The 14,502-nt window shown below is 34.4% G+C and carries 11 protein-coding genes; 4 read left to right on the plus strand and 7 right to left on the minus strand.

Annotation, left to right across the window (positions count from 1 at the left end):
- The first annotated feature begins 250 nt into the window (after window positions 1-250).
- Window positions 251-1,255 (plus strand): mechanosensitive ion channel family protein, encoded by a 1,005-nt coding sequence (locus QP953_RS24970; protein WP_063833119.1) that lies wholly within the window; start codon window positions 251-253, stop codon window positions 1,253-1,255.
- Between the two features lie 80 nt (window positions 1,256-1,335).
- Here QP953_RS24970 and QP953_RS24975 read toward each other — a convergent pair whose 3' ends face one another.
- Complete coding sequence (locus QP953_RS24975) at window positions 1,336-3,288, minus strand: peptidylprolyl isomerase (protein WP_309553284.1); 1,953 nt, start codon at window positions 3,286-3,288, stop codon at window positions 1,336-1,338.
- A 463-nt stretch (window positions 3,289-3,751) separates the two neighbouring features.
- On the opposite strand from QP953_RS24975, the gene QP953_RS24980 reads away from it, so the two are divergent.
- The 3 genes from QP953_RS24980 to QP953_RS24990 all read left to right on the plus strand — a co-directional run bounded on the left by QP953_RS24980 (window position 3,752) and on the right by QP953_RS24990 (window position 7,947).
- The gene (locus tag QP953_RS24980; RefSeq protein WP_052597667.1) at window positions 3,752-4,465 is read left to right on the plus strand and encodes a hypothetical protein; all 714 of its coding nucleotides are present in this window, start codon (window positions 3,752-3,754) and stop codon (window positions 4,463-4,465) included.
- Window positions 4,466-4,467: 2 nt separating this feature from the next.
- The gene (locus QP953_RS24985) at window positions 4,468-5,064 is read left to right on the plus strand and encodes a DUF3109 family protein (protein ID WP_052597668.1); all 597 of its coding nucleotides are present in this window, start codon (window positions 4,468-4,470) and stop codon (window positions 5,062-5,064) included.
- Between the two features lie 201 nt (window positions 5,065-5,265).
- Window positions 5,266-7,947 (plus strand): leucine-rich repeat domain-containing protein, encoded by a 2,682-nt coding sequence (locus tag QP953_RS24990; RefSeq protein ID WP_309553285.1) that lies wholly within the window; start codon window positions 5,266-5,268, stop codon window positions 7,945-7,947.
- Between the two features lie 100 nt (window positions 7,948-8,047).
- On the opposite strand, the gene QP953_RS24995 is transcribed toward QP953_RS24990, so the two are convergent.
- From QP953_RS24995 to QP953_RS25020, 6 genes are all read right to left on the minus strand, one after another.
- Window positions 8,048-9,604, minus strand: a complete 1,557-nt coding sequence (locus tag QP953_RS24995) for an Rne/Rng family ribonuclease (RefSeq protein WP_052597670.1) — start codon at window positions 9,602-9,604, stop codon at window positions 8,048-8,050.
- A gap of 1,043 nt (window positions 9,605-10,647) precedes the next feature.
- Window positions 10,648-11,541 carry a lipopolysaccharide assembly protein LapB gene (locus QP953_RS25000; RefSeq protein ID WP_052597671.1) on the minus strand — a complete coding sequence of 298 codons (894 nt, stop codon included), beginning with the start codon at window positions 11,539-11,541 and terminating at the stop codon, window positions 10,648-10,650.
- 67 nt (window positions 11,542-11,608) lie between these two features.
- A complete protein-coding gene (locus tag QP953_RS25005) occupies window positions 11,609-11,911 on the minus strand; it encodes an HU family DNA-binding protein (RefSeq protein ID WP_052597672.1) in 303 nt (100 codons plus the stop codon).
- A 166-nt stretch (window positions 11,912-12,077) separates the two neighbouring features.
- The gene (locus QP953_RS25010) at window positions 12,078-12,575 is read right to left on the minus strand and encodes a phosphatase PAP2 family protein (protein WP_309553286.1); all 498 of its coding nucleotides are present in this window, start codon (window positions 12,573-12,575) and stop codon (window positions 12,078-12,080) included.
- A 233-nt stretch (window positions 12,576-12,808) separates the two neighbouring features.
- The gene (pgsA, locus tag QP953_RS25015; protein WP_197043860.1) at window positions 12,809-13,405 is read right to left on the minus strand and encodes a CDP-diacylglycerol--glycerol-3-phosphate 3-phosphatidyltransferase; all 597 of its coding nucleotides are present in this window, start codon (window positions 13,403-13,405) and stop codon (window positions 12,809-12,811) included.
- Window positions 13,406-13,887: 482 nt separating this feature from the next.
- Complete coding sequence (locus QP953_RS25020) at window positions 13,888-14,502, minus strand: ribonuclease HII (protein ID WP_309553287.1); 615 nt, start codon at window positions 14,500-14,502, stop codon at window positions 13,888-13,890.

The raw sequence follows: 14,502 nt of genomic DNA on the forward strand, positions 1-14,502 counted from the left end.
GTTCTTTGCGTTTTAGCAATTGTTTGTACAGTATTTGATACTATTGATAATTCCATATATCCTTTAGTTTAAATAACTTTTATCTCCTTCAAATATAGAAGCCTAAGCGATAGTAGGGTCATTCTATTAGACACAAAGCCATAAGTGGTAGGGCTAGTCTATGCCATAAAGGATGTATGTGCCTTGCCACAGATTAATCCGATAGAATCTATGCATCATTTTCAAAAAAATACAAAATATATATTTACAAATGGACGAAAAAATAACCGATCAATTCCAAGATCAAATGACTTCCTCTTGGGACAAAATTATGGATAAGTTGGCTCACTGGGTCGATGCGATTATATTAAACTTACCCAATTTAATTTTAGCAATTCTTATTTTTACAATTGCTTATTGGTTGTCAACATATGTCAAAAATTGGGTAAACAAATTGCTTAGGAAACCCATAAAAGAAGCGTCTATTAGAGGCTTAATTTCAAATATTGCATCTATTGTGTTTATTACATTAGGGCTGATCTTAGCTTTAAATGTATTAAATCTAAATGATGTTTTAACATCTATTCTAGCAGGGGCAGGGGTAGCCGGTCTTGCTGTAGGTTTGGCTCTACAAGGAACTCTAGCCAATACATTTTCTGGAATATTCTTAGCTGTTAGGGACGTCATTAGTGTTGGCGACTGGGTAGAGACCAATGGCTATTCAGGATCTATTGTAGAAATTGATTTAAGAAATACAAAGCTGAAAGAAGCAGATAATAATATTGTTGTCATTCCCAATCAAATGATTTTAGACAATCCTTTTAAAAATTACGGATTAACAACCAAAATTCGATCTACAATCAAATGTGGCGTAGCGTATGGCTCCGACCTTGAAGCGGTTCAAGAAATAGCTAAGGAAGCCATCAAAGAACTTTACCCACCTCAAGGAGGACAAGAAATAGAATTTCATTATTTGGAATTTGGGGGTAGTTCTATTGATTTTCAGCTGCGTTTCTGGGTGAATGCAACGAAGAAATTAACAGCTTTAGAAGCCAAAAGTAAAGCCATGATTGCTTTGAAGAAAGCCTTTGATGCCAATAATATAGATATACCATTCCCTATTCGAACACTTTATGTTCCTAAAATAGAAGACAAGGTGCCAGATATTGCTGGAGATCAGGAAGAAAAATGTGAGGAAGAACCCGAAAAAGTTCCTGAGAAAAAAGCCAGTGAAAAATGGTTGGAGCGAGAAATTTTCAACCGAGATAAGCATTAATATAAACATCCATAAAAAATCGGTCTGTCATGTAGAATGGCAGACCGATTTTTTTATGGATAAAAGTATGTTTTCAAATCCTATTTAACCATACTTTTTAATACTTCCTCATTAATTTCAACAGTAAATTTCTCTTTTAATTTTTTAATGAGTTCTTTTTCCAAGCTATCTTGATAATCAGCAACAACATAGCCTCTTGCCTCATCTAATGTCTTAATAGATGGCTCGATAATCTCTTCTATTTTTGTAAAATACGTTGATCCATCTTTGCTATACCCTTTGCTAACCGTTCCAGCTTTCCATTTCAATTTATCCAACTCCATGTTTTTGCCCTTCTCGTAAACGCCACTAGTTGTTTGCACAATTTCACGATCTTTGTTAAACATAGCTTTTAAGCTCTCTGCACTTTTCTTTTTCGCTTTGGACTGGATTTTTTTAACCATTTTTTTATCATCTGTACGAAGTGTATAAAACGTTACGTTGGCACGTTGCTTCCATTTATAATTTTCTTTGTTCTCCTCATAAAATTTCTTCAAACCATCTTCATCGCTAGATGCCTTGTCCCATACCAGTTGTTTTTTTACTTCAAACAACAAAATTCCTTCTTCATATTCACGCATCAAGGCCTTGAACTCAGGATAACGTTTGTCCAACTGTGTTTCCTCGTAAGCCAAACATTTTTGGATGGCCAATTTCTTGATGATACGATCTACAGCAGCCTCAATCGTACGAGGTTGCTCGTTCATTCGCTCACTATGAGCACGTTGAGCAATAGACATAAACTCGCGAACAGTTCCTTTCAAGTTTCCAACTGTAAACAAAGCCTTGTTTTCTAGGTCTTGATTTTTTTCTGCTTTCCATTTGTAAGTCAAGAACGTATTATCTTTTTTCAACAGATCAATCAATTCTTTTTTCACAGCCTCATTCTCTTGATAATTTCCTTCTTTTTTGATATCCGCTACCAAAGCATCTTGTATAATTTGGAAACGAGGCTTGCGCTTGATTTTATTAGTAATTTCTGACTTTACATCTTGATATTTAGGATTTTTGATTCCTTGATAACGCTTTAGAATATGCCAACCTGCTTCAGTTTTTATTGGTTTAGAAATATTTCCATCTTGCTCCAATGCAAAAATTTCTTTTTCGAAGTCTTGTGCATAATTGTTAATTCCAATCCATCCCAATTGTCCTCCTCTATTCTTAGTCGCATTATCTTGAGAATATTTACTAGCCAATTCTTCGAACTTACCACCCTCTTTTAACACATTATACAACGAGTCTACTAGAGTTTTCGCACGGTCAGGATTTTTCTTTGTTCTTAGTAAAATGTGCGCTACTTTAATTCTTCCGTAAGCAGGGCGTACATCATCGACACGTACAATGTGGTACCCTTTGTCTGTCGTCACAATTTCCGAAAACGCTCCTTTTTTGGTTTCATACATTGCTGTTTCTAAACCATAAGGCAATTGCAAAGCTGTGAACCAACCTAAATTTCCTCCCTTTGCATTACTATATTGATCATCAGAATACTGCTTGGCCAAATCATTAAAGTTTTGAGCTGTCAATTCACTTTTAATTTTTTTAGCACGTTCAAAAGCTTCTCTTTTTACTTTTTCATCTGCATTTTGGTCCGCAGCAATAAAAATGTGGCTAATTTTACGATCCTCTTTGCTTCTTTCGTATGCTTCTCGAACTAACTTTTCGGTAATTTCACGATCTGTCAAATATGTACTTGCCAATTGGCGTTTATATTGATCTTGCTCACGTTTTACTTCTGGCTTATCATTCAAACCAATATCAATACCTTCGGCAACTTGAAGTTTAAAGTTTACATACAAATCCAAGTACTCTTTAAGCGACTTTTCACTGTAATCTGCCTTTTCACCATTTGTTTTATTGTAAATATATTTGAACTCAGAAACATGAACTTCTTTGTCATTTACTTTAAACAGTACTGGGTCATCTTGTGCTTGAATATTAGAAGTAAGCAATAACGCTACAGCCATAAAAATGGCACCTATACGATTGAGCATATCTGTCTATTTAATTTTTGAGTTAATTGTAAAATAATTTTTTCCTTTAGTTATGTAATTATCTACCAATAGCTGGTACGTCGCTCTATTTTTAGTAGATTGTCAGACATAAAGTATGAAAATATAATTGGTTTCTTCGCTCATACTTATTTACAAACTGGTTCATAAACGCATTTCATAATAATATCTATTGCTGTAGAAGCATTAAAAAGCAAACTACAACACATTATTAACGAAAGGAATTTGTTTTTTCGTTAAAACAGTGCAAAAATATAGAAATTATACTAAAGCCCCTATTTTATAAGTCTAATAATCTAGACCAAATTATATTGTTTTACAAGATTATGGACAAATCTTGGTCATTAGTCTACCAAAAATAATGCTAAAGAAACAAAAGTAACAACACATCTTGTAGAAATTCTGTATATTTAGGCCTCATAAAACTACTAAAATAAAGGTTAATATGATTACTAATTGGAAGCATTCTATTCAATATTTTTTTAAAATACTCTTTGGAGCTTTAGTAGTGGGATACATTACGAGCTGTGGTCCTATCAACTCCTCTCCATCTACACCTGATAAGTATGCATTTTCTAAGATCAATTGTTATGTTCGTTATCTGCAACAGACAAGAGAACTAAAAGCAGATATGACATTCCGAACGGACTCTACCCAAGCCATTGAAGGAGAAGTTTTTTTGAACGATATGCCTTTAATTTTCAGAAAACGCCCTGAAGTTGGTTTGCAATACAGCCTAACCAAGAACTCTGTGCCATTTGAAAATCAATATACCTTTAGTTATACCGAGAAAGACGGAAGTACAGTTAAGTTGCCAATCAAACTGAATTCTTTTGATAGCCTTAAAATTGCTTCTGATGGTGTTAGTAAAACGAAAGGGGGCTTACTCACTTGGAAGGGACCAGCACTTGGGTCAGAAGATGGCTTGGTGCTTATCTTTACCGATTCTAAAGGAAATACATTTTCTATCAATCACAGCGGCATTAGCCGAGGCAACAAATTCCAGATTATCCCTGAACATGCTAATCGACTAGAGTTGGGCACGGCTACTGTACTTGCTACTCGAAAAAGAACGGTTATCAAACAAGAAAATAAGCTTACTCAAATGCTTACCATTGAATATTATACTGCACCTATTAAATTTGAAGTAAAAGAATAATTATGTTAATCATTGATAGTAAAGTCATCTCTCCCGAAATTTTTAACGAAGAATTTGTTTGTAACTTAAATGCTTGCAAAGGAGCTTGCTGTTGGGAAGGGGACTATGGTGCACCTTTGGAAACAGAAGAATTGGAAGTGTTGGAAAATATTTATGAAAAAGTCAAACCCTTTCTAACCTCCGAAGGCATTAAAGCCATTGAAGAGCAAGGTGTCGCTGTTTATGTCCCACAAGAGCAAGAATTTGGAACAACCTTAATTGACAACGCTGCCTGTGCTTATATGACGTATGAAGACAACGGGGTGGCTAAATGTGGTATCGAAAAAGCCTATGAAGCGGGTGCTGTTGATTACCCCAAACCTATTTCTTGCCACCTCTACCCTATTCGAGTAGAACAATTAAACAATTCTAGTTTTGAGAAGTTGGACTATGATCGTTGGGATATTTGCTCTGCTGCTTGTGACAATGGTGCCAAATTGGGGGTACCCATCTATAAGTTTGTAAAAGGACCTCTCATTCGAAAATATGGAGCTGATTTTTATGAACAATTAGAACATATGGCAGATCACTTAGGCAACTCTGAAACACCTGATTTTTAGCTTTAGACAAATATTCTTTGGTCTTGCACAAGGGCGATACTTAATAGAACTATACTCGTGTTCTGCTGTTTTTAGTGGACTGCTACCATTCTAATGCTTGGTTGCTTCCTGTTGTACTAATGCCGTCCTTGTATTCTCCCTCCATAAAACCTCGTGGAGTCATTTTATAAAAAAATCTACCAATCAAAATTCTCGCTCCATATGTATCTACGTACTGCTTTATCCAAAAACAAAGCTACTGTTAAGGATATTTCTATTAATAATTATAGAGATGGAGGCATCAAAAATCACCAATTATCAGAAGAAATATACACCTTCACGGCTCTAGAAAAATTGTATATTTCTGGTGACTTTGTATCCTTAAGCCCCAAAATTTCAAACTTACAACAATTAGAACATTTAAGTATAGAATCCAATCTACTGACAGAACTTCCTGAAGAAATTGGAACACTCAAAAATTTACGCTATTTGTCTATTAAAGGCAACGTACTCTCTAAATTACCTGAGAGCCTATCCAATTTAGTTCATTTAAAAAGTCTTAGCATTTGGCGTTCTCCCAATATTACCAAACTGCCTGCTAGTATTAGTCAACTGCCTCTTTTAACTAGTATTTCTATATACTGGGGCAATATGACAGATTTAACAGCCCTTCGCCATGGCTTTAAAGCCTTAAAGGAATTTTATATCACAGAGAATCCACTAGATGATCAAACTGCTTCACCAATATGGGAACTTGAGCATTTAACTAAGTTAACGGTAACCAACAGTTTTCTTTCGAACATTCCCCAAAAAGTATTACGACTTAAACAACTACAAAATCTTGTTCTCTCTAATAATAGGCTAAAAACAATCCCTGACTTTTTGGCACAACTGCCCAAGCTAAAAGTTCTCAATTTTGAAAATAACCAAGTAGAAAAATTTCCTGTTTTTCTAGCACAGATGCCCTCTATTCAGCATATCGGTTGGAAAGATAATTCCTTTGGAAAATACGATCAAGCATTACTCCTTTTTCCTACCAATGTAACCAACCCGCACACGAAAACTAATGCATCTAAGCAATATGAGCATTTTATAAGCCGTGTCCGAAAGCAAAAATTTACTCCGAAAGCGCAAAAACTTTTTTTTGATATTCAGTCTCAACAGCCCTTAAAAACAGGAGCATTTGAACGCTCTGATTTTCTAGAAATTCTATCCTTTGAGGACAAAACATTTCGCTCTACAGTTATTAACCAATTGCTAGATTACGAAAAAAAACGATTCGATAAGAACGGTTTAAGCTCTGGCGACACCTTGGTTGCTTTGGGTAAAGCTACACTTCCTAAAAATGAAATACGTAGCATTCTGAAAGAAAATGGGGTTAATTATCAAACTAAAATAGACGCTCAAACCACACATATACTAGTTGGCAATTCAGGAATAACAGACTATAGTCTCTTATCAGACAAAGAACATACTTTAGTTAGCCAACAGGCTTTTCAACAGTATGTTAATACCATAAAAAAACCTTATTTGTTGGAACAAGAAAACAAGAACAGTTTCGACCATCTTTCAAGTTTGCTATTGAGTCAAAATCTAGAAAATCAAAGTTTAGGAATTGAATTATTACAGGGAGGAGGGACTCCAAAAGAATTGTTGACTGAATTGTTTATTGTCTTTAAGTTCTCCGAAGACAAAAAAATAGCTGCTAAAGCTAAAAAATTGTTAAGTGCAAATGCTTCAAAAGAAATATTAGAAAAACTAAAACTAAGAATTAATCTAAAAATTGTAAAAGATCACTACAAAACAGAAAATAAATTAGAACGCCTTACAGAAGGTACTAGCTTAGAAGTTTGGAAAATCGCACAGTATGCTTATCGATATCGTCCTAAAGTATGGGCACCGAAAGTCCCTTTAGGACTAAAAAATGCCCCTAAAGATATAGCCATTAACTTTTTAGTGGAAGTCGTTCGTGCAATGTCCTCCAATTCTTATACTATTGAACCAAATCTACTTCCTCATATTCAACTACTGTATCAAAACTGTACCTTCTTAAAAGACATAAAATTCCATCGGATTGCTCAAAACATTGATGGCATTTCGAGTTTGACACAATTAGAAAAAATTACCTATTATTTTGTCAAAGATGCGCATATTCCCAACGATTTATACTTGCTGCCAAATTTAAAATCAATTCGTTTGACTCAAACTTATAGCAAGAATTGGGCAAGCTTATTGACTCAACTTAGTCAAATTACAACGTTTAAAAAACTATCCATTTGGCACTCTATGGAAACAGGCTTGCACCCAGACATTTCCAAAATACAGCAGTTGGAACATTTTGTTTGCAATCGCACCCTATTATCTACCCAAAGTATCGCCGTACTTGCACAACTTCCTCATCTAAAATACCTAAATTTAGATACTACTTCTGAGCACTTAGATGACCGCTACTTAGCTTTAGAAAATCTCGAAGCATTGTCTTTTCACAATGAAACTATTTATCAAGTCACCCCACGTATTGCGGAGTTCAAATACTTAAAATCATTGCGTTTGACAGGAGCACTCGTACTACCTGATACCATTCCTCCCATGCCTCAATTAGAGTCACTTTTTATCAAAACGAGTTACCATGCTCCTTCCCCTATCCAGTATACTCAGCTACAGAATTTGACTCATTTAAAAAAAATGACCATTAACGGCAATGTCACTAATCTAAAATCAATGCTGCCTCATTTCAAGCATTTAGAGTATTTAGAATTGTCCTTTAATAATATTGAACTTCAGGATCTAATTACTGCCTTACAACAATTACCTAAGTTAAAAAAGCTCAAGCGCTACCTTTCTACTCAGGAACTACTTACACTACAAAAAGCACATCCTCATTTAGAGATTTTAATTTCATAATTATAACGGAAAAAGTCCTTTGACTCAATACTAGTTGGTATGAATCAAAGGACTTTCTTAAAATAACTCTATAAGTTTCTATTGTTGATAACACAAGTTGTTAATTCAAGCGAATTTCATCATCATTTTCATCAAAGAAACAATATTTCATCATGTGATACTTATTGTCGACTGTCACACGAATCCAACGGCGATATTCTTTTCTCCATTGCATGAGCAAACTCCATAAAAAGCCTTTTTTGAGATAAGCATTCACAAAAGGATGCACATGAATTGTTAACTTATTAGGGCTTTGAGATTTGATAATAAATTCCAAATCTCTTTTGATATCGTCCAATAATAAAATGGAAGGGTTAATCTTTCCTGTTCCAGTACAAACAGGACACTGCTCGGCTGTTGAAATCGTTACAGCAGGGCGAACTCGCTCTCGTGTAATTTGCATCAAGCCAAATTTACTCAAAGGCAAAATGGTATGCTTAGCATTATCCTCTGACATAAACTGCTTCATAGCATGAAACAATTTCACTTTATTTTCATTCTTGCGAACATCAATAAAATCGATAATGATAATTCCCCCAATATCTCTCAAACGCAATTGACGGGCAATTTCTTCAGCAGATTCTAGATTAACACGAAGCGCATTTTCCTCTTGATCATTGCTCACCATTTTGTGACCGCTATTAACATCAATCACATGCATGGCTTCCGTGCTTTCAATAACCAAGTATGCCCCTGAAGCCATTGTCGCAGTCTTGCCAAATGAAGATTTTATCTGCTTAGTAATTCCGAACTGGTCAAAAATAGGTCTTGAGCCAGAATAATGTTTGACAATATCTACTTTTTTAGGAGCTACTTTTTTGATCTCGCTAACAACCTCTTCTTGTACTTTTCGGTCATTGACAATCACCCTAGAGAAAGACTCGTTCCAAAAATCACGAATCAAGCTCTTTGTTTTATTAAGTTCGCTCAAACATTTGATTGGTGCAGATGCTTGATATAACTCTTTGTAAATTTTTTCCCATTTATTGACTAATTCAGTGATATCATCGTGCAATTCTGCCACTCGTTTTCCTTCGGCAGCTGTACGTACAATAAAGCCAAAATTTTTAGGTCGAATACTTTCCATCAAACGTCTTAAACGCTCTCTTTCTTCATCGCTAGTAACTTTTTTAGAAACAGCAATGACATTTGTAAAAGGAGTTAAGACAACGTAACGTCCTGCAATTGTAATTTCACAACACAGACGAGGACCTTTGGTTGATATGGGTTCTTTGAGTACTTGCACCAAAACATTTTGACCTTTGGTCAATACTTGGTTGATTTTTCCTTTTTTCAAGATATCGGACTCTATATTAAATCCTTTCAAAAGATGCGTGGGCAAGCTCCCTTCTATGGCTCCATTTGTAAATTTAATCAGAGATTTTAGCTTGGGACCTAGATCTGTATAATGCAAAAAAGCATCCTTTTTGGAGTGACCAATGTTTACAAATGCAGCATTTAAGCCTGGCAGTAATTTGGTTACTCGCCCAAGGTAAATATCACCAACAATTAAGTTGTTTTTAAGGGACTGGTTATGCAACTCTACCAATTTTTTATTTTCAATTAATGCTAACTGAATTTCTTTTTGGTTCGAGTTAATGATTAATTCTTTTTCCAAAGCTTTATTATTCTTTTTTCGTAAGAGTTTCTTCAATCCATCCGATTAACATTATAACAAGAACAGCATAATTCACAACAAATTATTTCTGGTTCTAAAATGTTTAGATACTCTTTAGTGTTTAGCTTATAAACACTCTTATATTTTTAATATTTTTTTCAATCTCATAAATATGCGTGTATATCCATACACTCCAATTTATATATCCCTTCTATTAAGTGGATAGGTACAATTTGGAAATTTGATTGGTGTATTTTTTTTGTTGGTACAAAAAATCAAATTGCATCATCTTCATCTTGCTTCTAAGTATTTAGTATATCGTCAAATACTTGTTATTATCAAGAAGAATAAAGCCAATACTTACTAGTAACTGTTCATTGTTAGTTTCATACACAGTTACCTAAATCATTTAACTATAGAATATGTTATTATCACCGTTGATAAGAACTATCAAAAAATCATTAGCTGGTGAACGGTACCAACTGTTGGTTGATATCAATTATGGCTACATATCAAAGAGCCTAAATACAGCACTTTCTAGCCAAAAAAATTCCATTCCCCCTTTTGTAGACCCAAAGGAAGTTAAATAATTATAGTACAAGATGAACATGTAAAACATGTTCAGATTAATAGTTTTAAAAAACATCTAAAACCATCAATCAAAAAGAGAATAGGAGAGAATAATAGAAGCGAATTAGTAAAACCAATTCATTTTTTGAGTATTGGGCATCTAGTTTTTGGACTTTCAAAGTAGTCTTATTGTATTTAACTGGAGACTACTTTTAATAATATTCCAAGTTTTTTTGCTATTAGCAGCAGCAGCAAAGCAATTATTTGCTTTATCTTTTGCTCATAGCCCTATACAAACACAGGGCAAGTAAATTACTTTGCCCTTGTGTTTTTATATAGTTATCACTTAAAAGAAATTACTTCTTCTTCTTGTGACGATTCTTGCGCAATCTTTTCTTACGTTTGTGAGTTGCTATTTTATGTCTTTTACGTTTTTTTCCACAAGGCATATTCTTGATATTTTACGTTTGTTATTAATTATTATTTATATAATTTTGTTTTGCTCGAATCATTTGCTCCTGCATAGAAGGCTTAGGAGCACTCAAACGAATGGTGTTATCATAATGGAACAAAACTTTTTCTTTATTATTTTCTGCTTTATAACAATCAATTAGGAAGTAATTTGCTTCTAGCAAGATTTCACTTGAAACCGTTTTCTTTTCTGCTATCTCCAATACTTTCTCTAATCTTGGTTTTGCTTTTGCAAGGTCACCAGAACGAGTAACCGATAATCGTGCCAATGTCATATTAACCATCACATTGTCTGGAAACTGCTTGTCCAAATCTTGAAGCATTCGTACCCCTTTCATTGGCATAACCGTTGCATCTACAGCGCTTAGTTCTAAATACATCAACCCCTCGTTTAGGGCGTGTTGCAACGTATCAGGTTCTAATTCTTGAGCTTTTTGTAAAGCTGCAATTGCCTGACGAGCAGCAAGAATTTTTTCATCATTTTTTGCACTGGTTTTAAAACCCATACCGTACGTTGTACCGGCAATTCCCCAGGCTTCTCCAGTATCTAATAATTCAGCCACTTTACGTGCATAATACCCACTGACAATATAATTGCCATACTCAAACCAGGTTCTTGAAATAAGTTTCAGAACCTCTGCCTCTTTAATTGTTGTCGCTGCTTGTGCCTTCTCTTTATCCAATTCTGCCAACCAAACGGTTTGCGAAGAATCCAATGCATTTCTAGCTTCTGCCAGCACAATTTCTTCTGTTAATAATTCTTTAGGTTCATCCCCTGTTGTTTCACCCTTTTTTGTTTTAGGCACAGTATATCCCATTTGTCCTAAAACAACTAAGCTCAACAATAACACCAAAGAACTGGTGAGAACACCAATTTGTAATTTAGATAAGTTCATAAAGTATTTCTAACAAAGACAGAGATTCTGAAATTTTGTCATAAGAGTTGTTATAAAAGAAAGGCTATTACTTAGCTGTTTCTTCTACTTCAACTTGGTCTTTAACTTTGTTAACAAACGCTTTAGCAGGCTTAAAAGCAGGGATATAATGTGCAGGAATCACGATCGCTTTATTTTGCTTAATGTTACGACCAATTTTCTTTGCACGTTTTTTAGCTATAAAGCTACCAAATCCACGAATGTAAACATTTTCCTTGTTCGCTAAGCTTTCTTTAACTTCAGAGAAAAAGTTTTCCAAAGTCATTAATACATCAACCTTAGGAACGCCTGTCTTTTCAGCAATTCGAGAAACCAAATCAGCTTTTCTCATTTGTATATTATTTCGTTTTAAAGTGTAAATAAACTAATTATGCTCTTACTCATAAAGTGAGGCAAAGGTCTCACTTTTTTTTTTAAAAGAGAAATTGAGTATGTTTTTTTTGTACATTTTTTGAAAAAAATAACATATAAACGCTTATTAATGAAGTCTAAAGCCCTTATTTTAACAAAAAAGTAATTATAAAAAAAAGTAGCGAACCAAAAAAATATCCTGCTAGTACATCAACTAGAAAGTGTTTCTTTAAAAATACGCGTGAATACCCAACTACTACTATAACAATTAAAAACACTGGCACAATCAACAAATTCCCTGCCATATACTGTATATAAGACAACGATAAATAAACAAAAGAGATTCTAGAGGAATGGATGCTAGGAAAGCTTCCTGCATCTATCTTTTCAAATCCATTTTTAAATTTTTGTCCATTAGGTCTTGGTTTGTGCCAAAAATATTTAATTGCAGAGCAAACTATTTCGTTCAAGAAAAAGCCTGCCAACAAAATGGGAAAATAAGTTTTGAATTGAGGGTGACTTGATAGAGTTGCTAAGGTTACTAGCAACAACAAAAAGGGATTTCCTATTGCCGTAAAATCACGAATATACTCTGCATATTTGGTCTTCTTCAAAGACACCTGTTCTACTTCCTTATCTTCCATTGTATAATCGATTTTGAAAAGTATATATTAAAATAACTTTTCTTCGTGGCAAAATCGCATTAATCTTTCATCAAAAAAAACCTAAAAAGTTGCTAATCAACCACAAAGCACTCACTACACCAACTGCTGCAAAAGTACTTTTTTTATTTTTTTGCAAAAAACGAAAAAATCCACGAAATATTAATATAAGTAATGTTATGAATTTGTCAAAAAAAATTTAGGCAATGCGTTTGCTATTCATAGGTTGTTACTTCCTTAACGGCCTTCCAGTTTTTCATAAAGAAACGCAACCCCGAACCTACCGTCAAAGCCAAAGAAGCCAAAATCATTAAATGCATCAACCACCACATAATAGCAGGAGTTCCGACAGGATTGGCTTCAGGATACAGATTAAACATTAGATAAAAATAAGCACATGGTAATGTAATCATTTGCATCACTGTCTTGGCTTTTCCTGACCAAGATGCTGCTACAACAATAGGCTTTTTTCTGAGCAAAAATATGAGTCGATAAACTGTAATCACCACTTCCCTTAAAAAGATGGGGACAATCCACCATATCGAATACATATTCTCAAAAAAAACATTGGACAAAGCGACAAAACTCCCCAATACAATTATTTTATCTGCTATGGGGTCCAAAATTTTACCTAATTTTGTAATCAAATTATAACGCCTAGCATACCAGCCATCTAACCAATCTGTAAATGCTGCAATTGCAAATAAAATTGCAGCCCACATACGAATATTAAAATTTCCTTTCACCATCATATAAGGCACAATGAATCCCAATATAATTCGTAGTATGGTCAATGAATTTGGTACATTCATAAGATATAAGTTCTTGTTAGAAAGTAAATGGTCCGCAATAGTATAGTTAACAGAGATTTGCTCTTTACCAATTGTTCTGTAATAGCAAGTTGTTTTATAAGCAAAACCCCATACTCCCATTTATACAACAATACTTTGTTCTTTATTTTAAGCAATAGTTCGTTGAAACCACGCAGTAGCAGCGCAGCTAAACTTTATTAATTTGATAATCAACAAATTGTAGATTTGTTGTTTTTTTTTTGTTATAATTTTGATTATCAAACTAATATAAATGTGTTTTTTTATCTTTTTGGTAAAAAAGTAAAAAACTAAGCTTGCGCCCTCATGAGCGTAGCGAACTAATCAACGAACTACTATTTAATAATAGCCTTCCTTTCTAAACTTTATTAGATAAGAAGTTTTATAAAAAACAAAGCCCCATTATAAGGTACAAAATTAATCAATTCTATTAGAAGCACCTTATTTTTCTCTAAAAATGCACCTTATTTTTTTTTGTCAACAGAGACTAAGTCTAAATCATCTGTTTTGAGGCGAAAGGTTTTGCGATGGTATTGGGTATAACCATGGTCAACGAGTGCTTGACGATGCGCTTTGGTGGGATAGCCTTTGTTTTTTTTCCATTCATATGCTGCGTGTTTTTCATGCAAGGCAAGCATATAATCATCTCGGTACGTTTTTGCCAAAATAGAAGCAGCGGCAATAGACATGTATTTGCTGTCTCCTTTTACGATACAATCGTGTGTTAGTTTTTTATAAGGCTTAAAACGGTTGCCATCAATAAGCAAGTGTTCGGGCTGCACAGACAACTGCTCTACAGCTCGATGCATTGCCAAAAAAGAAGCGTTTAAAATATTGATTTCATCAATTTCTGCTTCATCAACAACCCCTACTGCCCAAGCTACAGCTTCGTTTTCAATAATCGTTCGCAGCTTGTAACGATCCTTTTCTTTTATTTTTTTCGAATCATTTAGCAATGGGCATTCAAAGTCAGGCGGTAAGATTACGGCGGCGGCATACACTGCCCCAGCCAAACACCCTCGTCCTGCTTCGTCACATCCTGCTTCTATCTTATCTTTGTGTAAATAATTTAACAGCAA

Origin of the sequence: Aureispira sp. CCB-E (assembly GCF_031326345.1) — a bacterium.
Taxonomy (GTDB): domain Bacteria; phylum Bacteroidota; class Bacteroidia; order Chitinophagales; family Saprospiraceae; genus Aureispira.